Origin of the sequence: Amycolatopsis kentuckyensis (genome assembly GCF_002155975.1) — a bacterium.
Taxonomy (GTDB): Bacteria; Actinomycetota; Actinomycetes; order Mycobacteriales; family Pseudonocardiaceae; genus Amycolatopsis; species Amycolatopsis kentuckyensis.
On the sequence record NZ_MUMI01000498.1, the window covers coordinates 1 to 26129 of the forward strand.

25 protein-coding genes are annotated in these 26129 nt (G+C 72.5%); 10 read left to right on the forward strand and 15 right to left on the reverse strand.

The genetic code is table 11. From position 1 onward, the window contains the following. Nucleotides 1-93 precede the first annotated feature (93 nt). The 3 genes from CCN39_RS38590 to CCN39_RS38600 are packed head-to-tail and all read right to left on the reverse strand — an operon-like array spanning nt 94 to nt 1945. Entirely contained in the window at nt 94-645 is a 552-nt protein-coding gene (locus CCN39_RS38590) for a ferric reductase-like transmembrane domain-containing protein (protein WP_086850801.1), read from the reverse strand. Next, nucleotides 642-1685, reverse strand: a complete 1044-nt coding sequence (locus tag CCN39_RS38595) for an FAD:protein FMN transferase (protein ID WP_086850803.1) — start codon at nt 1683-1685, stop codon at nt 642-644. The genes CCN39_RS38590 and CCN39_RS38595 overlap by 4 nt, the downstream gene beginning before the upstream one ends. Beyond that, on the reverse strand, nt 1682-1945 hold the full coding sequence (locus tag CCN39_RS38600; protein WP_086850805.1) for a hypothetical protein: 264 nt from the start codon (nt 1943-1945) through the stop codon (nt 1682-1684). Before CCN39_RS38600 ends, CCN39_RS38595 begins: the two co-directional genes overlap by 4 nt. Before the next feature lie 222 nt (nt 1946-2167). Here CCN39_RS38600 and CCN39_RS38605 point away from each other — a divergent pair, with 222 nt between their 5' ends. From CCN39_RS38605 to CCN39_RS38615, 3 genes are read left to right on the forward strand one after another with little or no spacing between them, the layout of a single operon-like run. Continuing rightward, a complete protein-coding gene (locus CCN39_RS38605) occupies nt 2168-3037 on the forward strand; it encodes an alkaline phosphatase family protein (protein WP_086850807.1) in 870 nt (289 codons plus the stop codon). A 4-nt stretch (nt 3038-3041) separates the two neighbouring features. Beyond that, the gene (locus CCN39_RS38610) at nt 3042-4286 is read left to right on the forward strand and encodes an MFS transporter (protein ID WP_167455307.1); all 1245 of its coding nucleotides are present in this window, start codon (nt 3042-3044) and stop codon (nt 4284-4286) included. Further along, on the forward strand, nt 4283-5263 hold the full coding sequence (locus tag CCN39_RS38615) for a TolB-like translocation protein (protein ID WP_086850809.1): 981 nt from the start codon (nt 4283-4285) through the stop codon (nt 5261-5263). The genes CCN39_RS38610 and CCN39_RS38615 overlap by 4 nt, the downstream gene beginning before the upstream one ends. 22 nt (nt 5264-5285) lie before the next feature. Here the strand turns inward: CCN39_RS38615 and CCN39_RS38620 are convergent, their stop codons facing one another. Further along, on the reverse strand, nt 5286-5690 hold the full coding sequence (locus tag CCN39_RS38620) for a hypothetical protein (protein ID WP_086850811.1): 405 nt from the start codon (nt 5688-5690) through the stop codon (nt 5286-5288). A 308-nt stretch (nt 5691-5998) separates the two neighbouring features. Between CCN39_RS38620 and CCN39_RS38625 the strand changes: the two genes are divergently transcribed. Further along, nucleotides 5999-6955: a glycoside hydrolase family 6 protein gene (locus tag CCN39_RS38625; RefSeq protein ID WP_086850813.1), complete on the forward strand. Its 957-nt coding sequence runs from the start codon at nt 5999-6001 to the stop codon at nt 6953-6955. On the opposite strand, the gene CCN39_RS38630 is transcribed toward CCN39_RS38625, so the two are convergent. After that, on the reverse strand, nt 6942-8279 hold the full coding sequence (locus CCN39_RS38630) for a 3-hydroxybutyrate oligomer hydrolase family protein (RefSeq protein WP_086850815.1): 1338 nt from the start codon (nt 8277-8279) through the stop codon (nt 6942-6944). The genes CCN39_RS38625 and CCN39_RS38630 overlap by 14 nt on opposite strands. A 192-nt stretch (nt 8280-8471) precedes the next feature. Here CCN39_RS38630 and CCN39_RS38635 point away from each other — a divergent pair, with 192 nt between their 5' ends. Next, a complete protein-coding gene (locus tag CCN39_RS38635; protein WP_086850817.1) occupies nt 8472-9662 on the forward strand; it encodes an extracellular catalytic domain type 1 short-chain-length polyhydroxyalkanoate depolymerase in 1191 nt (396 codons plus the stop codon). A 26-nt stretch (nt 9663-9688) separates the two neighbouring features. Here CCN39_RS38635 and CCN39_RS38640 read toward each other — a convergent pair whose 3' ends face one another. The 7 genes from CCN39_RS38640 to CCN39_RS38665 form a co-directional block, all read right to left on the reverse strand. After that, a complete protein-coding gene (locus tag CCN39_RS38640; protein WP_086850819.1) occupies nt 9689-11878 on the reverse strand; it encodes a TOMM precursor leader peptide-binding protein in 2190 nt (729 codons plus the stop codon). After that, a complete protein-coding gene (locus tag CCN39_RS38645; RefSeq protein WP_086850844.1) occupies nt 11875-12114 on the reverse strand; it encodes a hypothetical protein in 240 nt (79 codons plus the stop codon). Before CCN39_RS38645 ends, CCN39_RS38640 begins: the two co-directional genes overlap by 4 nt. A 113-nt stretch (nt 12115-12227) precedes the next feature. Next, the gene (locus CCN39_RS50375; protein ID WP_158104584.1) at nt 12228-12401 is read right to left on the reverse strand and encodes a hypothetical protein; all 174 of its coding nucleotides are present in this window, start codon (nt 12399-12401) and stop codon (nt 12228-12230) included. A gap of 144 nt (nt 12402-12545) precedes the next feature. After that, nucleotides 12546-14399 carry a helix-turn-helix domain-containing protein gene (locus tag CCN39_RS38650; protein WP_086850821.1) on the reverse strand — a complete coding sequence of 618 codons (1854 nt, stop codon included), beginning with the start codon at nt 14397-14399 and terminating at the stop codon, nt 12546-12548. A gap of 1 nt (nt 14400) precedes the next feature. Further along, a complete protein-coding gene (locus tag CCN39_RS38655; protein WP_086850823.1) occupies nt 14401-15726 on the reverse strand; it encodes an MFS transporter in 1326 nt (441 codons plus the stop codon). Between the two features lie 34 nt (nt 15727-15760). After that, on the reverse strand, nt 15761-16510 hold the full coding sequence (locus CCN39_RS38660; RefSeq protein ID WP_086850825.1) for a 3-hydroxybutyrate dehydrogenase: 750 nt from the start codon (nt 16508-16510) through the stop codon (nt 15761-15763). A gap of 101 nt (nt 16511-16611) precedes the next feature. Continuing rightward, nucleotides 16612-17004 (reverse strand): VOC family protein, encoded by a 393-nt coding sequence (locus CCN39_RS38665; protein ID WP_086850827.1) that lies wholly within the window; start codon nt 17002-17004, stop codon nt 16612-16614. Nucleotides 17005-17069: 65 nt separating this feature from the next. On the opposite strand from CCN39_RS38665, the gene CCN39_RS38670 reads away from it, so the two are divergent. After that, nucleotides 17070-17741, forward strand: a complete 672-nt coding sequence (locus tag CCN39_RS38670; RefSeq protein WP_208630582.1) for a toll/interleukin-1 receptor domain-containing protein — start codon at nt 17070-17072, stop codon at nt 17739-17741. Between the two features lie 44 nt (nt 17742-17785). Here the strand turns inward: CCN39_RS38670 and CCN39_RS38675 are convergent, their stop codons facing one another. After that, nucleotides 17786-19270, reverse strand: coding sequence for a hypothetical protein (locus tag CCN39_RS38675; RefSeq protein ID WP_086850831.1), 1485 nt, complete (start codon nt 19268-19270; stop codon nt 17786-17788). 163 nt (nt 19271-19433) lie between these two features. Here CCN39_RS38675 and CCN39_RS38680 point away from each other — a divergent pair, with 163 nt between their 5' ends. Continuing rightward, nucleotides 19434-20372 carry a helix-turn-helix transcriptional regulator gene (locus tag CCN39_RS38680; protein WP_086850833.1) on the forward strand — a complete coding sequence of 313 codons (939 nt, stop codon included), beginning with the start codon at nt 19434-19436 and terminating at the stop codon, nt 20370-20372. A 304-nt stretch (nt 20373-20676) separates the two neighbouring features. Then, nucleotides 20677-22743, forward strand: a complete 2067-nt coding sequence (locus CCN39_RS38685; protein ID WP_086850835.1) for an AMP-binding protein — start codon at nt 20677-20679, stop codon at nt 22741-22743. 2 nt (nt 22744-22745) lie between these two features. On the opposite strand, the gene CCN39_RS38690 is transcribed toward CCN39_RS38685, so the two are convergent. Together CCN39_RS38690 and CCN39_RS38695 are read right to left on the reverse strand one after the other, a co-directional pair. Beyond that, nucleotides 22746-23345, reverse strand: a complete 600-nt coding sequence (locus tag CCN39_RS38690) for a GyrI-like domain-containing protein (protein WP_086850837.1) — start codon at nt 23343-23345, stop codon at nt 22746-22748. Continuing rightward, on the reverse strand, nt 23345-23854 hold the full coding sequence (locus CCN39_RS38695; RefSeq protein WP_086850839.1) for a PadR family transcriptional regulator: 510 nt from the start codon (nt 23852-23854) through the stop codon (nt 23345-23347). Before CCN39_RS38695 ends, CCN39_RS38690 begins: the two co-directional genes overlap by 1 nt. A gap of 154 nt (nt 23855-24008) precedes the next feature. Between CCN39_RS38695 and CCN39_RS38700 the strand changes: the two genes are divergently transcribed. Further along, nucleotides 24009-25328, forward strand: coding sequence for an SWIM zinc finger family protein (locus CCN39_RS38700; RefSeq protein WP_244211187.1), 1320 nt, complete (start codon nt 24009-24011; stop codon nt 25326-25328). Nucleotides 25329-25382: 54 nt separating this feature from the next. After that, a partial coding sequence (locus CCN39_RS38705) for a DUF5691 domain-containing protein (RefSeq protein ID WP_244211188.1) occupies nt 25383-26129 on the forward strand: 747 nt, incomplete at its 3' end.

Consider the following 26129-nt stretch of genomic DNA (forward strand, 5'->3'; position numbering starts at 1 on the left):
CGCGGCCGTCGTCGCCGTGGTAGGCGACCCAGGGCAGGACGCCGTTGCGGCGCCGGTGACCGGCCAGGTCGAGCCGGTGCGAGGGCAGGATGCTCATCGGGTGCCTCCCAGGGCAGCGAACTTGCGGGCGTGCGTGGCGCGGTAGCCGGCGGAGGCGAGCACAGCCAGCACGCACAGGACGTCCAGCGCGACGATCCAGCCGTAGGCGGCGTCGTCTTCGGCCATGCCGAAGCCGTGCACCAGCGCGACCGGCCAGCACAGGTAGGCCAGCCAGTGCACGGCGCGCCAGGCCCGCGCCGGCAGCCGGGTGCGCACGAGGCTGGTGACGACGATCGCGAGCAGCAGATCGACCGCGACGGCGCCGAGCCCGACCCACAGCGGCTGGTACCCCGCGCCGAACGGGACGACGACGTCGAGCCAGCCGAGCGGGACGTAGCCGTCGAGGACCGCCGACGCGATGTGCACCGCGAGGAACGCCAGGCTGGTCAGCGCGAGGTTCCGGTGCACGGCGGCGACGGCGAACCGCGGCCAGCCGCGGGTGGCGAACCGCCCGGCGCCGAGCGCGCCGAGGACGACGACGCCGGTGCAGAGCACCAGCGAAACGAGCCCGGTCGCGCGGCTGAAGTACCACACCGCGGAGCTCATGCCGCTTCCCGTTCCGCGGGCCAGCCGGGCGTCGTGACGACGTCGCCGTCGACGCCGGCCAGCCGTGCGGGCAGGTTCCGCCGCTCGAGCCAGCCGGGTGCCTCGCCACCCAGGACGATCGCCGCGGTGCTCGCGGTGTTGGCATCCACAGTGGACTTCGCGGCGACGGTGACGGTGCGCCAGCGGGCTTCGGGGAGATCACCGGTGCGCGGGTCGACGATGTGGTGCACGGTCCGCCCGCCGTGGCGCCAGCGCCGCCGCGCGGTGCCGGAGGTGGCGAGCGCACCGTCCCGGTGGAGGGCGACGGTGGCGGCCGGCCGGGTGACGGCGGTCGCGTGGTCGTCGCCGAGCGCGATCTGCCAGCCGCCGGCGGGCGGGGGCCCGGCGGCGCGCAGATCGCCGCCGAGGTTCACGAGCGCTCCGCAGCCGAGCGTGGCGTGGATCCGCCGGGCGGCCCGGTCGGCGGCGAGGGCCTTGGCGGTCGCGCCGAGGTCGAGGTGCACGCCCCGCGGGAGGACGACGAGCCGGTGGACGGGGTCGAAGAGGATCCGGTGCCAGCCGGGCGCGGGAACGGTTGCGGTGTGCCGATCACCGGCAACGCCGATCCCGCCAGGGTGCCGATCACCGGCAACGCCGATCCCGCCAGGGTGCCGATCACCGGCAACGCCGATCGCATCCGGGTGCCGCTCACCGGCAACACCGATCCCACCCGCGTGCCGCTCACCGGCAACCAAAGCGAAATCACGGTCGTAGCCCAGGGCCCGCACCGCCGCCCCCACCGTCGGGTCGACCAATCCTCCGGTCAGCCGGGCCGCCCGCAACGCCACCGCCAGCGCCTCCGCCAGCACCGGCCCCACGCGGACCTGGTGGCCCGCCGCCGCGTGCAGCCGGGAGATCTCCGAGTCCACCCGGAAGCGGCTGCAGGCCGCATCGATCGCCGCCAGCTCCTCCCGCAGCACCGCGACCGCATCCCCCAGGCGGGTGGGATCGGTCACGATCAGCTCGGCCGTCGTGCCCAGGGCCGGGAACGCTGTGGTCACGACGCCCCCGAACCGGTGTGCGCCTGGCCGGATCCGCTGCTCAAGCCGCTGTCGGGCGCCTGCAGCCGGTCCTGCGACGTGTCGGTGGTGGTCGAGGTCGAATCCGAGGTGGAGTCCGGGTCAGCCGAGGCCGTCGACAAGCCGAAGCCGATGGCGCCGGCGGCCGCCGCGCCCAGTACCGCGGCGGCCGCCGTGGCCAGCGCGGCCTTGCGGCGTCCTTGCTCGCGGCGGGCGGGTCCGGCCGGGGTGGTGGGTTCCATGGCACCGAGTGTCGGCGCCGTTCCTTTGAACGAGCTGGGAGCGACCTGTCAAAGCCCTGACGCACCAACCAAAGGAGGTTGACACCGGAAAGCCATTCACCCACTCTTTCCGTTGTCCGCCGGAGGTTTCCTGGTGTTCACGAACCGGACCACAGCACCTCACGAACCGGTCCCCTGCCGTGGGCACCATGAGGCGCCCACCCCCTCAGTGCTGGAGGACCCATGATCCGCAAGCGGATCTTCGCCGCGCTCGCCGCGGCCACCCTGGTCACCGCCGGTGCCGTCACCGCGGCCGCCGTCACCGGAGAGTCCGCCGCCGTCCGGCCGACCGCCGCGGCCGTGCCGGCGTTCGACCACATCGTCCTCGTCATGTTCGAGAACAAGAAGTACTCCTCGATCAACGGCAGTTCCAGCGCGCCCTACTTCAACACCCTCGCCTCGCAGAGCGCGAAGTTCACGAACTCCTTCGCGATCACCCACCCGAGCCAGCCCAACTACGTCGCCCTCTTCTCCGGCGCGACACAGGGCGTCACCGACGACAGCTGCCCCGCCAGCCTCGGCGCGAAGGCCAACCTCGGCCGTCAGCTGATCGACGCGGGCAAGACCTTCAAGGGCTACTCCGAAGCCATGCCGTCGGACGGCTACACCGGCTGCTCGAGCGGCACCTACCGCCGCAAGCACAACAGCTGGGTCGACTTCTCGAACGTCCCCGCCGCGAGCAACCTCCGGTTCTCGGGCTTCCCGTCCGACTTCACCCAGCTGCCGACCGTTTCGTTCGTCACGCCCGACATGTGCAACGACATGCACGACTGTTCCGTCGGCACCGGCGACACCTGGCTGAAGAAGAACCTCGACGCCTACGCCCAGTGGGCCAAGACGCACAACAGCCTGCTGATCACCACGTTCGACGAGGACAGCGGCACGTCGGTCAATCAGATCTTCACGACCTTCACCGGCGCGAACGTCAAGGTCGGCAGCTACAGCGAATCGATCAACCACTACACCGTGCTGCGCACGATCGAGGCGGCCTACGGCCTGCCCGGCATCGGCAACGCCGCGAGCAAGTCGCCGATCCTCGACGTCTGGCAGTAACCGCGTGTACCTCGCCACCATCGGCCGCCGAGAGCACGCCGCGAAGGGCAAGCTCTCGGCGGTCGGCGCGAACGTCTTCGCGCTGGGTGCCGTCAGCCTCGTCACCGACGTCTCCTCGGAGATGGTCACCGCGGTCCTGCCGGTGTACCTGGTCCTGGGCCTGCACCTGAGCCCCGCCACGTACGGCCTGTTCGACGGCCTCTACACCGGCGCGACGGCGTTGCTGCGGATCGCCGGCGGGTACGTCGCCGACCGGGTCCGGCGGCGCAAGGTCGTGGCCGGCGCCGGCTACGCGCTGTCCGCGGTGGCGAAGCTGGGCCTGCTCGCCGCGGGAGCGTCGGCGGCCGCGATCGGCGCGGTGATCACGCTCGACCGCACCGGCAAGGGCCTGCGGACGGCCCCGCGGGACGCGCTGATCACGCTGTCGGCACCCGAACCGCTGCTCGGGCGGGCCTTCGGCGTGCATCGCGCGATGGACAGCGTGGGTGCGTTCGCCGGGCCGCTGGTCGCGCTCGCGGTGCTGGCCGCCGTCGGGGCGACCGACCCCGAAGCCTTCGACGCCGTGTTCGTCGTCAGCTTCTGCATCGCCGCGATCGGGGTGCTCCTGCTGGTGCTGTTCGTCCGCGACCGCCGGACGCCGAAAGCCGCCGCGACGCCGGTCTCGCCGCGGGCGGCGGCCGCGTTGCTGCGCGGCAGCGGCGTGCGGCGGCTGCTGGTGGCCGCGTGCGTGCTCGGGCTGGCCACGGTCGGCGACGGGTTCGTCTACCTGCTGCTGCAGCACAAGGAGGACATCGCCACCGGCTGGTTCCCGCTGCTCGCCGTCGGCACGAACCTCAGCTACCTGCTGCTCGCCGCGCCGCTGGGCGCGCTCGCCGACCGGGTCGGGCGGCTGCCGGTGGTGCTCGGCGGGTACGGCGCACTCGCGCTGGTCTACCTGCTGCTGGCCGGTCCGGTGTCCGGCTGGCTGCTGTTCGCGCTCTCGCTCGCGTTGTACGGCGCCTTCTACGCGGCGACCGACGGCGTGCTGATGGCGCTCGCCGGCCCGCTGCTGCCGGAGTCGTTGCGCACCACGGGGATCTCGCTGGTCCAGACCGCGCAAGCGCTGGCCTACTTCGCCTCGTCCGTCCTGTTCGGACTCGCGTGGCAGTTCTGGGGCGCGGACCTCGCGATCGCCGTCGCCGCGGGCGGGGCCGTGGTCGCGATCGCCGTGACGTTCGCGGTGCTCTCCCCGCGGAAGGCGCCGGCGTGAAAACCCGGATCCTCATCGCGGTCGTCGGCGTGCTCGTGCTCGCCGGAGCGGCGGTCGCGTACGTCGGGTTCGCGAGCGCACGCAACCACGACGTCACGGCGACCGGCGCGGTCAGCCTCGCCCCCGGCCCGCGGCTGCTGTTCCGCAGCACCGCCGACGCCGACCGGGGGCACGTCGCCACGGTGTCCGCCACCGACCCCGGCGGCCCGCGGACGGTGTCGCCGCTGTCGTGCGCGCGGGTGTACGCCGCCGGCGGCACCGGGCTCTGCCTGCGCCAGGACGGCGACCTGACCACCTACCAGCTGGCCGTGCTGGACGCGGGGCTGGCGGTGCGGCGGGAGATCCCGCTGGTCGGGCTGCCGAACCGGGCGCGGGTGTCGGCGAGCGGCCGGATGCTCGCGTGGACGGTGTTCGTCACCGGCGACTCCTACAACGGCGGCCTGTTCTCCACCCGCGCCGGCATCCTCGACACGGCGACCGGCGACCTCGCGGGCACGCTGGAGGACTACGCGGTGAGCCTCGACGGCAAGCCCTACCAGGCGGCCGACCTCAACTTCTGGGGCGTGACGTTCACCCGCGACGACCGCCACTTCTACGCGACGATGTCGACGGCCGGCCGCCGCTACCTGGTCGCGGGCGACTTCGCCGCGCACACGATCCGCACGCTGCGGGAGAACGTCGAGTGCCCGTCGCTGTCCCCGGACGGGACGCGGGTGGCGTTCAAGTCCGCCGTGGACGGCGACCCGGCGCACGGCTGGCGGCTCTCGGTGCTCGACCTGGCGACCTCGAAGGCGACCCCGCTGGCGGACACCCGCAGCGTCGACGACCAGCCCGCCTGGCTCGACGACCACACGATCGGCTACGGCCTGCCCCGCGGCCCGGGTCACGCGGACGTCTGGTCGGTCCCGGCCGACGGCTCGGGCCCGCCCCGGCTGCTGATCCCGGACGCCGAGTCGCCGGCGGCCCTGGGCCCGTGATCGCCGGCACCTGCGGCCGCGGCTAGTCCAGCTTGCGGAGCCCGTCGAGGATGCGGCGCATGAGGTCCGTGTCCGGGGCCGCGAAGGCGAACTGCGGCGCCAGGGCCCCCGCGGTCGCCGGGCGCGGCGGCGGGAGGACCCCCGCCACCCGGGACGGCAGCCTGGCCATGCTGGGTTCGCGGCGGGTCTGCGCGGGGATCGGGAACGTCGGCAGGGCCACCGTGCCCGCCTCGGCCAGCCGCCGGGTGATCAGCTCGCGGCGGAGGCGTGACTGGATCCCGGCCACGGTGAAGTCCGGCTCCGGGTCGGCGGCGGCCAGGGGACGGCGCGGCCGCCGGCGTTCCAGGCTGATCGCCCAGGCCGCCGCGGCGAAGGCCGGCAGCAGCACCCCGGCGACGATCGCGAGACCCGGCAGGTCGACGGCCATCAGGCGGCCCCGGGCACAGGTAGGAGCATGACGTTCACTTCCGGACGGACGGTTCTTCCGCAGCATGGCCGACACCTGGATATTCGACTTCGACGAATTTTCGCGGACCCCGAAGCCCATCATGAATGACGGTCGACGCTCCCGCAAGCGGCCGAACGGGGTCGACCGTCCGGACGGTAAAACTGCAGCTCGGCGCGGTTTTCGCCCCGACTAGACCGCGCCCCTCACCCAGTAGTACGGACGCTGGTTCGATCCGGTTCACCACATTTTTGTACGATTCGTGTACGCCGCCGCGGCAAACTGCGGAAATGCGCATCCAGACCTGGCTCGTGGCCGCCACGCTGGCGCTCACCGGGCTCGCCCCCACGTCCCCCGCCCTCGCCGCGGACGGCAACCCGCTCGAGAAGACGAACGGCTTCTACGTCGACCCGGCCTCGAACCCGGCGGTGTGGGTCCGCGACCACCCCGGCGACAGCCGCGCCGGCTCGATTCGGACGTCGATCGCGACCAAGCCCGGCGCCCGCTGGTTCGGCAACTGGAGTGGCGACATCCGCGCGGCGGTCGACTCCTACACCTACGCCGCCGACGTCGCCGACAAGCTGCCTGTCCTGGTCGCCTACAACATCCCCGGCCGCGACTGCGGCGGGGAGTCGACCGGCGGCGCCGGCAGCCCGCAGGCCTACCGCGACTGGATCTCCGCGTTCGCCGACGGCATCGGCGGCAAGCCGGCGATCGTGATCATCGAGCCGGACGCGCTCGCCCAGCTCGACTGCCTGCCCGGCGACGCCCGCCAGACGCGGATCGACCTGCTGAAGTTCGCCTCGACGCAGTTCGCGCAGAAGGCACCGAACACGTGGGCGTACCTGGACGGCGGCAACGCCACCTGGATCCCGGCCGCGACGATGGCCTCGCGGCTGAAGTCGGTCGGCGTGCAGTCCATCCACGGGTTCGTGCTGAACGTGTCCAACTTCTACACGACGGCCGAGTCGACGACCTACGGCAAGGCCGTCGACGCGGCACTGGGCTACGCGGCGCCGTTCGTGGTCGACACCAGCCGCAACGGCAACGGCCACGGCACGGACACCGAGTGGTGCAACCCGCCGAAGCGCAAGCTCGGCGCCACGTCGCAGCTCGGCGGCGGCCCGGAGATGCAGCTGTGGATCAAGGTCCCCGGTGACTCCGACGGCAGCTGCGGCTACGGCTCGGGCGTCCCGGCCGGCACGTTCAGCCCGGACCTGGCCAACCACCTCATCAAGGGCGACTGACCAGGTCGCACGACTTCGCCAGCTCCGCCGGGGTCGCCCCGGCGGGGCGGGCGATCGTCGCCGAGGCCGGCGGGCGCACGCCGTGCAGCCACCCGCCGAGCGCGTCGAACGCCGTCCGGAAGCACGGGCCCAGCGGGCGCAGCCGGTCCGGGAAGGCGTCGACGAGCCCGTCGACGTGGTTGCCGCCTTCGACGCGGTAGTAGCGGTGCAGCGCTCCTCGCTGCGAATCGCGGATCATCCGGTCGTAGACGTCGGAGTCGCGCGTGATCGGCAGCAGCGTGTCGAGCGTTCCGTGCAGCGTCAGCAGCGGCTTGCCGATCCGCCCGGTCAGCGAGATCCGCTCGACCGCCCGCGCCACCGACCGCGGCCGGGACGCATACGCGTAGTCGGCGTCACAGGCAGGCGTCCCACTGGCGCAGAACGGGGTGCCGGCCTCGATCGAGCCGTCGAAGGCCGGGTCGACCTCTTCGCGGTAGATCCGCTGGGTCAGGTCCCAGTAGACGCGGTGGTGGTAGTCCCACAGGAACTCCGACCCCGGCGCGAACCCGGCGTCCAAAATGGACTGGTGGGCGGCCGCCGACCCCGCGGCGTACGCCGGGTACGCGCGCAGCGCCGGCGGCAGGAACGTCAGCAGGTTCGGCCCGTCGGCCCGCCACAGCGTCCCTTCCCAGTCGACGCCGCCGTCGTAGAGCCACGGCCGGTTCTCCAGCTGCCACCGCACGAGGTACCCGCCGTTGGACAGCCCGGCCGCGAGCGTCTTCGTCACCGGACGGCCGTAGTGCCGGGCCGCCGCGGACCGGGCGGCCAGCGTCAGCTGCGTGACGCGCGAGTTCCACTCGGCGAGCGCATCGCCCGGCCGGACGCCGTCGGTGTAGAACGCCGCGCCGGTGTTGCCCTTGTCGGTCGCGGCGAACGCGTAGCCCTCCGCGAGCGCCTGGTCGCCGATCGCGCGGTCGTTCGCGTACTGGCGCCGGACGCCGGGCGAGCCGGAGACGACCAGGCCGCCGTTCCACCGCTCCGGCAGCCGGAGCACGAACTGGGCGTCGTGGTTCCAGCCGTGGTTGGTGTTCGACGTCGAGGAGTCCGGGAAGTACCCGTCGACCTGGACACCGGGCACCGCGCCGAAGGTGGGCAGCCCCGCCGACGTCAGCCCGGCCCAGTCCGCCTCGACGGTGTGCCCGGACGCGAGTGTGCCGGTCGTCGTCAGGTCGTCCAGGCACCCGGCCACGGACAGCTCGGCGCCGGGTACCTCGACGGCGCAGCGCCCGGCCGAAGCCGACGCCGGCGCGGGCACCGCCGCCGCCAGCGCGCCCGCCAGAACCAAAGCCAGCCAACCCCGCACGGTCCACCTCCGCCTCGTCGCGATACCCGAACCCAACCGCGTGCGGCACGCCGGAGCCATCCCGCCGGCCACCATGAACGGACGAGCCGATGTGGTGGACGGCCACATGGTCTCCCGCCGCACGGCCGCCTTAGCGTCGCTGGAGCCCCTCTCAACGACGAGAAGGAACCCACCATGCGCAAGCTCGCTTTCGCCGGACTCGCCGCGATCACCGCCGCCGTGCTCGCCACCGTCGGGGTGGCCGCCGCCGATCCGCCGCCGTCGTCCCTCGTCCAGGTGCCGTCCTTCGGGGCCAACCCCGGCAACCTGGCGATGTACACCTACACCCCCGCCGGGCTCGGGAGCGGCCGTCCGGTGGTCGTCGCGCTGCACGGCTGCACGCAGAGCGCCGCCGATTACTACGCCCATTCGGGCTGGCCCGAGCTGGCCGACCGGTGGCGGTTCGAGGTCGTGTTCCCGCAGACGTCCACGGCGAACAACTCGCTGAAGTGCTTCACCTGGTTCGATCCCGCCGACGACACGCGCGGGCAGGGCGAAGCGGCGTCGATCAAGTCCATGGTGGACAAGGCGGTCGCCGACCACGGCTCGGACACCTCGCGCGTCTTCGTGACCGGCTTGTCGGCCGGCGGCGGGATGGCGGCCGACCTGCTCGCCGCCTACCCCGACGTCTTCGCCGCGGGCGGCATCAACGCCGGCCTGCCCGCGCAGTGCGCCACCAGCATCACGCAGGCGTCGAGCTGCCAGCAGAACGACCAGCACCTGACCCCGGCGCAGTGGGCGGCGAAGGTCAAGGCGCAGTACCCCGGCTACGGCGGGCCGTGGCCGCGGGTGGCGATCTGGCAGGGCACCGGCGACTACACCGTCTACCCGGTCAACGGCACCGAGCTGCGCGACCAGTGGACGGCGGTGCACGGCATCTCCCAGACCCCGACGAGCACGCAGTCCCTGCCCGGCGGCACGACGCTGACCACCTACGCCGACAAGGTGCGGTTGTATTCGATCGCCGGGATGGGGCACGGCACCGCGGTCGACCCGGGCACCGGCCCGACGCAGTGCGGCAGCACCGGCGCGTACTTCCTCGCCGGGATCTGCTCCAGCTACCACACCGGCGTGTTCTTCGGGCTGGACCAGGGATCCGGGACCACGACGACGGCCGCGCCGCCGACCACCACCACCGCTCAGGCCGGTACCTGCGTGAGTGCGAGCAACTACGCCCACACGCAGGCCGGCCGCGCGCATCAGAGCGCCGGGCAGACGTACGCGAACGGTTCGAACCAGGCCATGGGGCTGTGGAACACCTTCACCGTGCACGCACTGCGGGAGACATCCCCGGGGTACTGGGTCCTCGCCGACGGGCAGTGCTGATCCAGGGCTCCGCAAGACAGTCAGTGCTAGAGGAAGATCCGCATCGGGTTGAGGTCTTCGTAGGCGGTCGGCTCGGCCAGGCGGCCGAGCCGCACCGGCACGTCGTAGAGCCGGCCGGGCGCGAACCGCCCCCAGAACCCGCGCAGGCCCGGGACGATCACCTTGACCACGGGCAGCCCGATGTCGGGCCGCGTCTGGTCGAGCACGAACACCTCGAGCCCGGCGGCTTCGAGCCTGGCCTGCACCAGCCGCACGTCCGCCAGCAGGTCCGGCGAGGAGGCGTCCTCGAAGCGGGCCGGGCCGAGGGCGGGGTCCGGCCGGAGGTACGGCTGGTTCGCGACGGTCGCGTCCCGCAGCCACCGCGCCGCGTCCGGGTCGTCACCGCCGTCCCACCCGTCGAGGAGCGCGGGCATCATCTGGTTCAGCTCGGTCAGCGCACGCCGGACGGCGACGGCCGGGTCGAGGTGCGCGCCGAACCCCAGCATGATCGCCTCGCGCGGCCCGCCGGTGTGCCGGGAGACCGCGGCCAGCACGGGCACGCCGAGGTCGGCGGTCAGGTCGAGGACCCAGACCTCGCGGCCCAGGCCCGCGTAGGCCTCGCGCAGCTCGGCGATCCAGGGGTCGCCGAACGCGTCCAGGTCGACCGGTGGCTGCCGGGTGCGGTTGTACCACCACAGCGCGACGGCGTCGCGTTCCACGACCTCGAGCATGCCCTGGAGCGTGGCGTCTTCCAGGGTGCCGCCCGCGGCGTTGCCGTTCGAGTCGGCGAGCACGGACGCCGGCCCGGGCGCGCCGAAGTACAGCAGGGCGGTCGGGAACAGCCGGTGTTCGCCGCGGGTGAGCGACCACACCGGCGTCCAGTCCAGTTCGGCGTCTTCGTCGAACGGCTCGACGACGTGCTGGAACGGCCCGTGCTCCGCGTTGGTGCGCGCCCGGTCGGCGAACTGGCGTTCGTGGAAGAGCTGGCACGTGCCGGGGTGCACCGCCTTGTCGCCCAGCGCGCGGAAGCTGGCCCGCACCCGTTCTTCGTCGCCGTCGTGGTGGCCGCTGTGCCGTTCTAGAGCTTCGCAGAGCGCGCCGACCTCGGCCTGGATCGGGGTGACGCCCTTGCCGCCGTTCTGGCTGCGCAACGCCGTGGTCAGCCGTTCGGCACCACGCCGGCCCAGCGCGATGTTCGGCCCGGAGCGGAACGAGGCGAACAGGGCCGGGCCGCGGGTGTCACGGCTCAGCTCCTTGACCACCCCGGTCAGCGGGCTGACCAGGTGCCGGTAGGTGTCGAGCACCCGCTCCGGCGGCAGCGCGCGGTGGCCGCCGCCGTCGGTGCGCGACTTCGGCCGGGATGCGAACACCACCGGCCGGCGCGTCCGTTCGCGCACCAGCTCCGGGTTCCCGCACGACGGGCACTGCGGCCGGGCGCGCACCTCGTGCCGTTCGCCGGTCAGGTCGCGGCTGTCGAACGTCCACAGGGCACGCTGGCCCGGGTAGCGCTGCCCGGCCAGCCACTTCGCCGCCTCGAGCGCGACCAGGTTGAGCGCGACGGCGGTCAGCGGAGCGAGCGTGACCTCCTGGCGTGGCAACGGACCGGACCGGCCGAGCGCGTCCCGGACATGCGCCTCGGCGGCCCGGTTGCCCCACAGCCGGGCAGCGAGGCAGTGCCAGCACGGGCCGTCGCCGGGGGTGAAGAACGGGCCGAGCCACACCCGCGCCCCCAGGGGTTTGGCGAGCAGCCACGGACGTCCGGACGCGCGGTGTTCGGCGTCCACTTCGGACAGGTGCGCACCGAGGTAGTCGTGACACAGCACGACGGAAAGGTCGGCTTCGTCATCGGCCACGGTGAGCCCGGCCGAGCGCAGGGCACCGGCCGCCGCGGGATCCCCGCCGATCAGCGCGACCCGGCCGTGCGCCGGTTCGGCGCCCACGGCGTCCCAATAGGCCAGTTCGGGCGCGGAAGCCGCCGGGCGCAGGCCGATCAGCCCGGCTTCGGCGAGCCGGGTCAGCACCCCGGACGCCTCCGCGGCGGGGACGTCGGCGGGCAGGTCCCGGCGCAGCGCCGCGAAGTCCCTGGTGCCGTCCAGCAACGGAACCAGGGACTCCAGGTGCGGCCCGCGCAGCGCTGTCGCACCGTCCTCGGAGAGCACGTAGACCGCGTCGCCGGGCACCACCTCGGCACGGAGGTGCCGCTTGAACCCGACGACGGGCGGGGACGGTTCGCTCACCCGGCGGCCACGGCCAGGCACATGTTCACCCCGGCCCGCTCGGCCAGGCACAACCGGACCGGCTCGGCGCGGAAGGTCATGACGCACGCGAGTACCGGCTCGGCGCGGACGGCGGCGACACGAGGCCGTACCGGCCCGGAACGGGACGGGCCGTCGAGCCGGTCGATCCTCAGGTCGAGCACCGCGGGCGGCGCGGCCTCGAACACGGCGGTCAGTGCACGCTGGAATTCACGCACGGAAACCCCCTCGGTTCCGGTGGACGTCACCGTCCACCGTGCCCGTTCGCCGAGCGGTCCGACAGGGCTGGTCGGGCGGTTTCCCCGCGTTCATCCGGCATTCCCGGATTCGATCACCGACAGGGGCTGACCGAGGGGCGAACCGGATCCGCCACCCAGGTGTAGCAGATCGGCACCGGGCCGGCCCCGGTACCCGTCCGGCCGTCGAGCTGGTCGATCGCCAGCGCGGGCACCGCGGCCGGGCCGACCTCGAACGCCGACGCGAGTGCGCTTTCGAATTCCTTCATGAAACCCCCATCATTTGCGGTATCCGACGACTTCCACGGTGCCTGGCCGAGCCGCGGTCCGCTAGACCCGGGCGGTCGACGCACCGGGCTGCCGAGCGGCGCAACCGGTACTGGTCCGCGGCATTCTCGAAGAAATCGAAGAACTCACCGCGGCGCGGCGAGCCGGTGCAACCGCAACGCCAGCTGGATCTCCAACGCCCGATCCGGTACCTGCCAGTCCTCCCCCAGCAGCGACGCCACCCGCTCCAGCCGCTGCACGACCGTGTTCACGTGGACGTGCAACACGTCCTTCGTCCGCGCCAGCTGCGAGCCGTTCGCGAAGTAGGCCCGCAGCGTCGCGACCAGCTCGGTGCCGCGGCGCTCGTCGTAGTCCAGCACCGGCCCCAGCGTCTGGCGGACGAACGCGTCCAGGTCCGCGCGGTCGCCGAGGAGCTGGCCGAGGAACCCCAGCCCGGCCATCGCCGCGCCCTCGCCCGTGCGGCCCAGGGCCAGCAGCGCCCGGACGCAGCGGGCCGCCTCGGCGTGGGCCTCCGCGATCGCCGCCGGGCCGCCCGCCGGCCCCGCCGCGCCCACCGTGACCGGACGGCCGGTGGCCGAGCCGAGGTCGGCCGCGACGCGGCGGGCCAGCTCGTCCGGGTCGCCGGTCACGAGCAGCACGACTTCTTCGGCGTGCACCCCGACCAGCGTCGCGTGCCGGGCGGCCGCGCTCGCCACGCGCCGCCGGGAACCGCCGTCCGCGTGGGCGACCAGCACCGCGTGCGGGGCCGACAGGTCGATGCCCAGCCGCCGGCCGCGGGCCAGCAGCGCCCGGGGATTGCGGCCGGGCGCGGTGAGCAGGTCGGTCAGCAGCTCGCCGCGGACCTCGTCCTCGGCGCGCACCACCGACCGCCGCAGCATCAGCAGCAGCGCCGTCACGACGCCGGCGCGTTCGAACAGCCGCCGGTCGGGGTCGCTGAGCCCGGCGCGGCCGGCCAGCACCAGGCTCCCGAGCAGTTCGGGGCCCGCCTGCACCGCGCACACCCAGTTGTCCTTTGTGGACACCGCACGCCCGGTGGTGCGGGCGGCGGCGAGCGCGTCGGGGTCGAGGGACACCGGCGCCGCCGAACTCGCCAGGAGCGTGCCGTCGGCGTCGTACACCGTGAGGTTCCCGTGCAGCACGCCCGCGACGGCGTCGGCGACGTCCGGCAGGTCACCCCCGCGCAGCACGAGGTCGGTCAGCCGGTCGTGCGCGTCCTCGGCGCGTTCCCTCGTCGCGTTGGCCTCGTTGAGCTCGGCGACCGCGCGGCGGGTCTGGTCGAGCAGGTTCGCGCTGTCCAGCGCGATCGCCGCGTGGTCGGCGAGCGACGACAGCAGCGCCACTTCGTCGGCGGAGAACTCCCGCGCGGCGCGGTCGGAGGCGAACAGCACGCCGAGCACCTTCGGGCCGATGGCCAGCGGGACGCCGAGGATGGCGGTCAGGCCCTCGTCTTCGACGCCGGAGTCGATGTGGCGGGTGTGCTTGAACCGGTCGTCGTTGAAGTAGTCCGACGTCGCGTACGGCCGCGCGGTCTGCGCGACCAGCCCGCCGAGGCCCTCCCCCATGCCCAGCACGATCTGCTGGAACTCGGCCGACACCGAGCCGTCGCTGACCCGGATGTAGGTCTTGCCCTCGGCCTCGTCGTTGAGGCTCAGGTAGGAGACGTCGACACCGAGCAGCGCCCGTGCCCGCCGGACGATCGAGCGCAGCACGGTGTCCGGGTCGGACAGTGCGGCGAGCTCGCTCGCGGTCTCGAACAGCGCGGTGAGCTGGGCTTCCCGCCGCCGGTGTTCGGCCAGGGTCTCGCGGATCCGCAGGGCCAGCTCGCCCGCGCTGGCCAGCGCGGCCAGGTCGACCGCGTCGAGGGCGCCCTCCGCGCGGGCGGCCACGACGACGTGCGCCAGCTGCTCGGTGCTCGCCCCGGAGGCGAGCAGGTCGAGCAGCCGGCGCAGCGCGTCCGAGGGTGCGGTCACGGCCGTCATGCTAGGGCGAAACGACCGCCTTCTCCGCCTCGACGTCGTCGTGCAGCGATTCGCCGCGGGTTTCCCGGGCGGCGAGCAGCGCGATCACCGTGATCAGGCACATCGCCGCGACGTAGAGCGACACCGGCACGGTGCTGCCCCAGGCCGAGAACAGCGCGACGGCGATCAGCGGGGCGACGGCCCCGGCGGCGATCGACGACAGCTGCCCGCCGACCGACAGGCCGGTGTAGCGCACCCGCGTCGGGAACTGCTCGGCGAAGAACGCGGCCTGCGGGCCGTACATCGCCCCGTGCAGCACCAGCCCGACGGTGGCGGCCAGCACGATCACCGCCGACGACTTCGTGTCGAGCAGCGCGAAGAACGCGAAGCCCCACAAGGCCATCCCGATCGCGCCGAACAGGTAGACCGGGCGGCGGCCGACGCGGTCCGACAGCGCGCCCCACACCGGGATCGTCACGAAGTGCACGGCCGAGCCGATGAGCACCGCGGTCAGGCCGACACCCTTCGGCAGGTGCAGCCCGGTCGTGACGTACACCAGGATGAACGCGGTGATCACGTAGTACGAGACGTTCTCGGCCATCCGCGCGCCGATGGTGATCAGCACCTGCCGCCAGCTGTTGCGGAAGACGTCGACGACCGGGACGTGCTTTTCGGCCCGCACCTCGGCCTGGCGCTGCGCGGCGAGGAACACCGGCGACTCGGCGACGGCCAGCCGGATCCACAGGCCGATCAGCAGCAGCACGCCCGAGAGCAGGAACGGGACGCGCCAGCCCCAGGACATGAACGTCGCGTCCGACTGCGTCGCGGACAGGATCGCCAGGACCGCCGTGGCCAGCAGGTTGCCGCCGGGCGCGCCGCACTGCGGCCAGCTCGCCCAGAACCCGCGGCGGCGGTCGTCACCGTGTTCGGAGACGATCAGGACGGCGCCGCCCCACTCGCCGCCGAGCGCGAAGCCCTGGACGAGCCGGAGCAGCGTGAGCAGCAGAGGTGCCACGACGCCCGCGGTGGCGTACGTCGGCAGGACACCCATCAAGCAGGTCGAGCCGCCCATCAGGACCAGGCTGACGACCAGCAGCTTCTTCCGGCCGAGCCGGTCGCCGAAGTGGCCGAAGACCAGCCCGCCGACCGGGCGGGCCAGGAAGCCGACGGCGTAGGTCAGGAACGCCAGCAGCGTGCCGGTGAGCGGGTTCGCCGTCGGGAAGAACAGCTTGTTGAAGACGAGGGCGGCGGCCGAGGTGTAGAGGAAGAAGTCGTACCACTCGATGGTGGTGCCGATCAGGCTCGCGCCGACGATCTTGGCGATCGCCGACCGGTGGGGTTGGCTCACTGCGGGCTCCACTTCCTTGTGGTTGTGCGGGTTCCTAGGCGGCGGTCCAGCCGCCGTCGAGCGGGATGGAGGCCCCGGTGATGTGACCGGCGTGCGGCGAGCACAGCCACACCACCAGGGAAGCGACGTCCTCGGGTTCGATGAGCTTCTTGATCGCGGCCCGCTTGAGCAGCACCTCGGCGACGACGTCCTCGCGCGGGATGTCGTGCTCGGCGGCCTGGGCGTCGATCTGCCCGTCGACAAGCGGGGTGCGGACGTACCCGGGGTTCACGCAGTTGCTGGTGACACCGTGTTCCGCGCCTTCCAACGCGGCGACCTTCGAGAGCCCTTCGAGGCCGTGCTTGGCGGCGACGTAGGCGGCCTTGAAGGCGGAGGCGCGCAGCCCGTGGACGCTCGACATGTTGACGATCCGGCCCCAGCCCCGGGCGTACATCGACGGCAGCGTGTGCCGGACGAGCAGGAAGGGGGCGGTCACCATCAGGCTCTGGATCCGGGTGAAGACCTCCGGCGGGAAGTCTTCGAGGGGCGCGACGTGCTGGATCCCCGCGTTGTTGACCAGGACGTCGACTTCGGCGGGGAGCGCATCGATCGACGTGGGATCGGTGAGGTCGGCGACGTGCGCCCAGCCGCCGACCTCGGAAGCGGCCGCTTCGGTGCGCCGCTCGTCGATGTCGACGACGTGCACCTTGGCCCCGGCCGCGGCGAGGGCGCGGACGCAGGCGAGGCCGATACCGCCGGCACCGCCGGTGACGAGGGCGGTGCGCCCGTCCAGATCGCTGGTCATGGACGGGAACGGTAAGCGTGACGCCGATCGCTAACCATGTGTGCGGCGGCCACACCTCGGGAAGATCCAGTGGTGCCGGCACACATGCGGCGACGAGCGGCTCAGGGACGTTCCGCCAGCACGGCGAGGTAGTGCACGTTCGTCATGATCCCGAGGACGTTGCCGAACGGGTCGACGACGGACGCCGTCACGAACCCGGGGCCGCGTTCGATGATCGGCTCGTACTCCTTCGCGCCCAGCTCCAGGAGGCGCGCGAACGTCGCTTCGAGGTCGTCGACGTGCCAGCGGACGATCTCGCCGCCCGGCTCGGTGTGCGTGAAGGGGGCGTACCTGCGGTCGATGATGCCGAGTTCGTGCTGGTAGTCGCCGATCCGGAACTCCGAGTACCCGGGGACGTTGAAGTACGGCTCGATCCCCAGGAACTCCGTGTACCAGGCCTTCGCGGCTTCGTGGTCTTCGGCGTAGTAGGTGACGGTGGCCATCCCTCGCAGCATGTCCTGCTCCTCTCAAGCGGTATGACCCCATCCTGCCGGTCAAAGTGCTCACCAAGTGAGCACTTTTGCCGAAGGTCTTCCCGCCCATTCTTTTGCGCCGGAAATGCTATTGTTCGGACATGCCGAGAACCGACCCGGTGCGGGTCTTCGTGTCGTACACGCATGATTCAGCCGAGCACAAAGATCAAGTGCTCGAGTTCAGCGAGTTCCTCACACGGAACGGCATCGACGTGACCCTGGACCAGTGGAAACTGGAGCATCGCCAGGACTGGTACGCGTGGGCCATCGGCAGCATCGAAAACGCCGACTACGTCATTGTCATCGCCTCGGCGAGGTATCGCGAGGTCGCGGACGGCTACGCTTCGGCGGAAAGCAATCGCGGCCTGCAGTCGGAAGCCGCTCTGCTGCGCGAGAAACTGCACAGCGACCGGCCGGCGTGGACGCGCAAGCTCCTGCCGGTGCTCCTGCCGGGCCACACCCCGGCGGAAATCCCGGCCTTCCTGCAGCCGCAGACGGCCGACCACTACTTCGTCACCGAATTCACGGTCTTCGGCAGCGAATCCCTGCTCCGGGTGCTGACCGGCCAGGCGCCGTACGTGAAGCCGGCCCCGGGGCGGATTCCCGACCTGCCCCCGCGCACCCGTCCCCGGCCCGCGAGCGGCCTCGACCAGAACGTCGTTTCCCGCGGGGGCATCACGATCGTCAACCAGGGCGGCGACCAGAACGTCTCGATGTGACAGCCTGCCGGTGGCGCGCGCCACCGGCAGGCCGGCCCCCCGGGCTACGCGGAGGTGTGCCGCGCCCGGACCATCTTCTTGATGATCGCGAGCGCGCGTTCGTTGTTCAGCCAGGCGATTTCGTTGTCGGCACCGAGCGTCTCGCCGAAGCCGGTGTTCAGATTGACCCGCTGGCCGTTCACGATCGAGATGGTGAACTCCTGGGCGTAGGGGATGTCGGCGTACTTCTCGTACTCGCCGCCGTCGACGTCGTGCTCGAACAGCTCGTCGACCTTCCGGAACAGCGCGGTGATCGACGCGGGCATGGGGATCCGGTCGGTGGAGACGCCCACGATGTCGCGGTAGTGCCACTCGGTGATCTGCTCGTAGACGGGCTCGCCGGTGTGGAAGTCGAGGGCGCACCGGTAGAGGCTGATCAGGTCGTTGGTCAGGAACAGGATCAGCACGTCGTAGTGGTTCGCCCGCCACCGGTGGTCGTCGCCGCGCCGGACGCGCAACGAGTCCGCCAGCGGCCCGGACGGCGACTGCACGCCGACCACGGCCTGGATCGGGTAGACGAGGTCGCCGCCTTCGTGCTTGGTCGTCGCCACCAGCCGGACCTGCCGGCTCGCCTTGGCCTGCAGCGCGGCGATGTCCTGCTGCAGCCAGGCATCCATCTGCGCGTCACCCGGCTTGGGTTCCGCGGCCGCGTACCGCTTCAGGTAGGTGCGGTACTGCTGCAGCTTCTGCCAGCCCCACTTCCCGGCGAAGTAGGCGATGACGAGCAGCACGAGGCTGCCGGCGTTGTGCGCCGCCGCGGCCAGGACCACGCAGAGCCCCGCGACGGTGAGCGCGGTGGCCCCCGGTGCCGCGCTGCGGTGGCGCGGCGTCCGCACGAAGTAGCGCCGGACCGCGTCCGCGCGGCCCGGGTCGAAGTCGCGGACCACCGGCGCCTGCTCGGGTTCCGCCGCCGCGACCATGCCGAGCTCGCCCGCTCGCGCCTGCAGGGCCTTGAAGGTCCGGCCCTGCGCCCGTTTCACGTGCGTGACCAGCGGTTCGAGCTGCGCGGGCTGCAACTGCCCGATGCTGGCGGCCAGGTCCACCGCCGCCGGCGGCCTGGGCGGCATGCCGATCGCCGTGTAGTAGTCGTCCTTCACCAGGGCCCACAACACGTTGGCCTGGTGGGTCACCACGACGTCGCCGTAGTCGACGGCCTGCTCGATGTGGGCTTCGACGCGGTCGATCTGCTCGGGCGAGCGGTCGTTGGGCGGGCGGCCGTCCAGCATGGCCAGCGCCGCGCAGAAGTGCCCGGTGGCGAGGTCCCGCTGCGCCTCCGGCATCTTCTGGGCGCCGACTTTCCGGGCATCGCTGAGGAATTCTTCGAACTCGCTGACCGCCTTGGCGTACATGCGACCTTTGAGCGCCATCAAGCCGTTCTGGAGATGGTCCTTGACGGACTCCATGTATACGGTCTGGTCGCCGCCTTGATTGGCGAACACCGTCCCGTCGCCGTTGTGGACGCTCTGCCGGGAATGGGGGTCGTTCGTCACGGGTTTCCTTCGGTTCGTGCGAATACCCCGTGCCTGGCGATCACACGGGCGGCCAAGCCTAGGCCGGCATCGTCCCGGTTTCCGCTGTTGGCCGAGTACTGACAACTAATTGTCAGGTCCGCCGGAAAGCAGCGGCACTCCGGCCGAGTGCGACACTGCGTCCATGCGCGCCGACCGCCTCGTGGCCACCCTGCTGCTGATGCAGACACGCGGCCGCGTCACGGCCGCCGAGCTGGCGACGGAGCTGGAGATCTCGGTCGCCACCGCCCGCCGCGACCTCGAAGCCCTCTCGGCGGCCGGTGTGCCGGTCTACCCCCAGCCCGGCCGCGGCGGCGGCTGGCAGCTCGTCGGCGGCGCGCGCACCGACCTCTCCGGCCTGAGCGCGCGCGAGGCGCAGGCGCTCTTCCTGCTGGCCGGCCCGGCCGCGGCCGGGGCGCCGGAGATCAAGTCGGCCCTGCGGAAGCTGATGGGTGCGCTGCCGGGCACGTTCCGCGCGGACGCCGAGGCGGCGGCGGACGCGATCGTCGTCGACCAGGCCGGCTGGGGCGAGCGCCCGAAGGAACGGCCGCCGATGGTCTCGCTGCTGCGGGACGCCGTCATCGCCCGCCGCCGGGTCCGCCTCACCTACGCCGGCCGCGAGAAGTCGGAGCGGCTCGTGGACCCGTGGGGCCTGGTCGACAAGGACGAGGTCTGGTACCTGGTCGCGGGAACGGCGAAGGGCCGCCGCACCTTCCGCGTCGACCGGATCGTCTCGGCCACCGCCACCGACGAGCCCGCGGACCGCCCGTCGGACCTGGAGCTGACGACGGTGTGGCAGGAGGTCGTCGAGGAGGTGGAGAAGCGCCGGTCCCCGCTCAGCGCGGACGTGGTGCTCGACCGCCGGCACTTCCGGGTGCTGCAGGGACGGTTCGGGCGCCACTGCGAGCTGGTCGCGGAGCTGCCCGGGGAGCGGGTCCGGGCGCGGGTCGCCGCGCCCGCGCCGGTGATGATCGCGCAGGAGCTGGCGGGGTGGGGCGCGCTGGTCGAGGTGGAAGGCCCGGAGTCGGTGCGGGCCGAGCTGGCCCGGCTCGGCGCGGAACTGGTCGCCCGCTACGGAACGTGACCGCGCACCCGACGTCCGCTATGCCTCGAATGTCGCAAAAGCCCGGACCCGGCCTCCGCGCCTCACCAGGGAAGCTTGCCGGAATTCCGGACTTCCCCGTCGATCACGTCGAACGGCCCGATCCCCACTATGCTTGGTGAACGCCGTTAATCGGTCTACAATGGACACCCGGAGGACACACTCCGAGTGTCCGTTACCGGCCGGTATCTGGCCGTTCGGAGTATCCCTGATCACCCGTTTGCTGCTACTGTGATGCCTCCGTGACCTGAACGTGCGTTCGGTGACACTTCGGTGAGGGCAGACAATGCGTGACGATGTGGTCGAAGCGAGTGCCGTGGTCGGGCACCCGCCGGACGTGGTGTGGCAGATCGTCGGATCGCCGGAGTGGTACTCGAGGTTCGTGCCGGAGATCAGCTGGTGCGAAATCCAGGAGCCGGCCGGGCGCGGGCGCGGCCCGAAGGGCGCGATCCGGATCGTCCCCGAGCGGGGACCGATGCTCGAGACGCAGATGCAGGCCGTCGTCTACCGGCCGGGCGAGCACGTCGTGTGGTGCGGGGTCCCCGACGAGGGCACCTGGGTGTCGCTGGAGCTGAGACCACTGGCCGGCGCCAAGACCGAGCTGTTCGTGCGGATGATGCTGCCGCCGTCGCACCTGGATCTGGTCTCCTCGATCAAGAAGGACGTCCGCGCCCTCGGCCGTCGCCTCGACCTGCACCTGGCCGGGACGGCCGACCCCGAAACCGACGGCGAGACCAACAAGGCCACCAAGCTGCGCACCACGAGCATCCTGCTGCGGGCCGGCGTGCTCAGCGCCGGGCGGCCGGACAAGCTGGCGCGCCAGCTGAACTCCCTCGCGCAGTGGGGCGCCACGGTGGCGGGCGGCTACCAGGCCGCGGCGGCCCGCGTCCCGGACGAGCCCGCCCTGCACGACGAGCGCAGCTTCCGCACCTTCCGCCAGGTCCAGGAGCGCAGCGACCGGCTCGCGAACGCACTGAGCGAACTCGGCGTCGTCGAGCGCGACCGGATCGCGCTGATGTGCCGCAACCACTCCGCGATGATCGAGTCGTTCGTCGCCGCCAGCAAGCTCGGCGCCGACGTCATCCTGCTCAACACCGGCCTGTCCGCCGCCTCGGTCAAGGACGTCCTCGCCGAGCACGAGCCGTCCGCCGTGCTGGCCGACGACGAGTTCGCGCAGACCATCGCGAACGTGCCGGGCGACTTCGCCCGGATCAGCACCTGGCCGGACGCCGACGCCGGCTACCCGACCGTCGACGAGCTGATCCACGCCGCGCCCGCCGACCGCCCGAAGCCGGTCGAGCGGCCGGGCCGGCTGATCGTGCTCACCTCCGGCACCACGGGGACCCCGAAGGGCGCGCGCCGTCCCACGCCGAAGGGGCTGGGCACCGCAGCGGCGATCCTCGACCGGATCCCGCTGCGCTCCGGCGACCGGCTGCTGGTGGCGGCGCCGCTGTTCCACACCTGGGGCCTCGCGGCGATGCAGATCGGCATGGCGCTGCGGGCGTCGCTCGCGCTGACCCGCAAGTTCGACGCCGAAGAGACGTTGCGGACGATCGCCGAGCAGAAGTGCGACGCGCTGTTCGCCGTGCCGATCATGCTGCAGCGGATCATGGACCTGCCCGAGCGGGTCCGCGCGCGCTACGACCTGTCGTCGCTGCGGATCGTGGCGAGCAGCGGCTCGGCGATGTCCGGGTCGTTCGTGACGTCGTTCATGGACACCTTCGGCGACGTCCTCTACAACTTCTACGGCTCGACCGAGGTGTCCTGGGCGAGCATCGCCGACCCGGCCGACCTGCGCGCGGCACCGACGACGGCCGGCCGTTGCCCGCTCGGCACGCGGCTGGCGATCCTGGACGAGGACCGCAAGCCGGTGCCGCCGGGCGGCGAAGGCCAGATCTTCGTCGGCAACGACATGCTGTTCGAGGGCTACACGAGCGGCACCGACCCGGCCCGCGCGGCGGACATGATGGCCAGCGGCGACGTCGGCTACCTGGACGCGTCGGGCCGCCTGTTCGTCACGGGCCGGGCCGACGAGATGATCGTCTCCGGCGGCGAGAACGTGTTCCCCCGCCCGGTGGAAGAGGCCCTGGTGGCCCTGCCGGGCGTCCACGACGCGGCGGTGGTCGGCGTGGCGGACGCGGAGTGGGGCCAGCGCCTGGCGGCGTACGTCGTCCCGCGCCGGGGCGCATCGCTGCACGCGGAGGACATCCGCCAGTACATCCACCACCGCCTGGCCCGGTTCGCGGTCCCCCGCGACGTGTACTTCGTGCCGGACCTGCCGAGGAACGCGACGGGCAAGATCCTCAAGCGCCTCCTCCACGACGACACCTGGCCGGCGACCAGCGAATACTGAGCTCAGCCGACCGGCTGCCGCAGCACTGTCCTGAGCTTCGCGGGTTCGACGCGCCGCGGGTCGCCGAGGTACACCTCGTGGTGCAACCCGGTCGGCTTGAGCCCCTGCTCGGCAAGGTATTCGTCGTGCAGGCGGGCCAGCAGCGGGCCTTCGTCGTCGTACGACCCGACGTGGAGCGCCTGCGCGCAGCGGCCCTCGTGCAGCTTCTCCCACCGGACCGGCGCCTCGAGCTTCTTCTTGCGCCGCACCGTTTCCCGCGCGTCCTCGACGGCGTCCTCCCCGATCCACGCCGGTTGCGCGATGAGCATGGTCCACTGCCAGGAATCCTTGGCGCGCACGGTGAACGCGGCGTAGTCCTCCGCCCACCACAGGCCCTCCAAGGGGCCCACGACGAAGTCCTCCCCACGCTGCTTCGCCGCCATCTTGATCGTGTACGCGAAGGTGTAGAGCGCTTCGACGGCCTTCTTGTAGCTCTCCGCCGTGTTCGGGTTGCCGCGGCCGTCGATCGCGAGGAACTGCTGTTCGGGAACGTCCACCAGCTCCCAGCCGGTGTTCTTGGGCGCGTAGAGCTGCTTGAGGTCCTTCTTGAGGTCGTACGGCATCAGGTCATTCCTTCCAGCCACCGGGCTTCCGCCTCGAGTTGCGCAATGGAGTAGTCGAAGATCGCCCGGACGAACGGCGGGGCGTGGTCCTGGGCCGCGGCGGCGCGCCGCACCTCGGCCAGCCGCTCGGCGACCGCTTCCGCGCGCCGGGCCAGCGCCGCCGCGAGCCGTCCGGGCGGGATGGCCGGGCTGTTCGCCAGGCCGACGAGCACCGGCGGGTGCACCGGCCGCAGCTCGGCGATGGCGGCTTCGGCGGCGGCCGCGCACGCCTTCCGGCCCGCTTCGGTGATCGTGAACGTCTTCTTGGCCTTCGCGTGCGCGCGCTCCCCCGCGACCTCGGCGACCAGGCCGCGGTCGCGCAGTTTGCCCAGGACGTAGTAGATCGAGCTGAAGCCGAGCGCCGTCCAGTCGCGCATGCCGCGTTCGGAGACGACCTCGTCCAGCTCGTAGCCGTGCCTCGGCCGCTCGGCCACCAGGCCCAGCACGGTCAGTTCCGCGTCGGTCAGCACGGCCGTACTCTAGCACTAGAATACTCGGCTTCCGGAAATCGTCGGTGACATCCGGGGCTTCGCCCCAGGTCGGGGGCTCCGCCACCCGAGCCCCCCGAAAAATGTCGGTGGGTGCTGGCATGCTTCAGCTCGTACCGGAAAGCGAGGGAGCACAGTGGGGGGACAGGTGGTGACGGCGGTGCCGTGGACCGCGGAACGCGTGGCCGGGCTGGCGCCGGATCCCGCATCGGAGAAGGCGGGCCGGGCGCTCGCCACGCCGGCGAAGTGGTCGGGCGCGGGTGCGTCCGAAGACGCCGTGTGGGGCTTCTGCCAGGGCAGCGGCAAGAAGCCGTACCAGACGTGCGTCGAGCTCGCCGAGCCCGCGTTCCGGTGTTCCTGTCCCAGCCGGAAGTTCCCGTGCAAGCACGCGCTCGGGCTGCTGCTGCTCTGGGCGGCCGGGCGCGTCGACGCCGCGGAACCGCCCGAGTGGGTGCACACGTGGCTGGCCGAGCGAGCCGACCGCGCGAAGCGGGCGGAGAAACGCGCGGAGACGGCGGGCCCGAAGGACGAGGAGGCGGCCGCCCGCCGCGCTTCCGACCGGGCGGCGCGCGTCGAAGGCGGCGTCGCGGAGCTGAAGGTCTGGCTCACCGACCGGATCGGCGCGGGTTTCGCGGGCTTCGAGCGCACCGGCGGCGAAGAACTGCGCACGGTCGCGGCCCGGATGGTCGACGCGCAGGCGTCCGGCCTCGCGAGCGGCCTGCGCCGGGCGGCGGCGATCGTCGGCCGCCGGGACTGGCCGGAGGCGCTGCTGGCCGAGCTGTCCCAGCTGTACCTGCTCGCCGACGCGGCCACCCGCCTGGAGTCGCTGCCACCCGCGTTGGCGGAGACGGTCCGCACGCGCCTCGGCTTTTCGGTGGAGACGGCGCGGGTGCTGGGCGAGGGCGAGCGCGTCTCGGACGATTGGCTGATCACGGGCGCGGCGGACGAGGAGAACGACCGCCTGCTCACCCGCCGGACGTGGTTGCGCGGCCTCGGCACGGGCCGGGACGCGCTGGTGCTGTCGTTCGCGCCGCCGGGCCGTCCGCTCGACACGTCGTTGCCACCGGGCCACCGGCTGACGGCGGAGCTGGCGTTCTACCCCGGCGCGGCGCCACTGCGGGCGCTGGTGGCGGAGCGCGGAATCCCGTTGCCGGCGCCGACGGCCGACGGCGGTTCCGTCTCGGACGCACTGGCCGCGCACACCCGGGCGATGGCGGCGGACCCGTGGCTGGAGCGCTGGCCGGTGCTGCTGTCGGGCGTCACCCCGGCCGAGCACGCCGGCGGCTGGTGTCTGTCCGAACAGGACGGAACGGCGATGCCGCTGGTGCCGTACGCGTTCCCGTGGTCGTTGCTGGCGCTGTCGGCGGGCCGCCCGCTGACCGTGGCCGGCGAGTGGAGCCAGGCGGGGTTGCGGCCGTTGACCTGCTGGCACCAGGGCCGGGCGGTGCGGCTGTGAACCTCGCACCGCACGACCTCCGCAGTCCTCGAAACCCCGAAAGGCGGTGAAGCCGTGAAAGCCTGGGAAGATCTCGTCGGTACCGCCCTCCTCGGCACCCGCCGGCGCACCCTGGACGCCGCCGCCCAGCCGCCGGCCGTCCAGGAGCTGATCGGCGAGCGCCACGACCCGGCCGAGCAGCTCCTCGCCGCCGCGGCCGTCGTCGCCACCTACCGCCGGGCCGGGCGGCAGCCGCTGCGTGACGTCCGGCCGCTCCCGGTGGCGCCCGAAGACGAACGGCCCTTCGTCCCTCCGCTCGCCCGGGAACGGCTCGGCCGCCTCCTCGCCGCCAGCCACCCCGACCTGCTCCTGGAATGGCTCGGCATCGTCGCGACGACCGACTACCGCGTCCCACCCGAAGCCCTGCCGCTGCTCGCCGAGGCCGCCCGCACCAAGGCCGCCCTGCGAGGGCCGCTCGCCGCCGTTGCCGGGCCCCTCGGTGGCTGGCTCGGCCAGCGGAACCCGGACTGGGCCTTCCTCGCCGCGCCCCCCGAAGAGTCCGGGAACGTCTGGCAGTACGGCAGTCTCGCCCAGCGCCGCCGGTGGCTCGCCGCGAAACTCGCGCAGGAGCCCGACGTCGCCCGCGAGGCCCTCACCAGCTCCTGGAAGACCGAGCCCGCCGACGTCCGGGCCGACTTCCTCGGTGTCCTCGCCGGGCACGTCCGCGCCGACGACGAAGCCTTCCTCGAAGCCGCGCTCACCGATCGGGCCGCCGCCGTCCGGGAGCAGGCCGCCGACCTGCTCGGCCGGCTGCCCGGCACG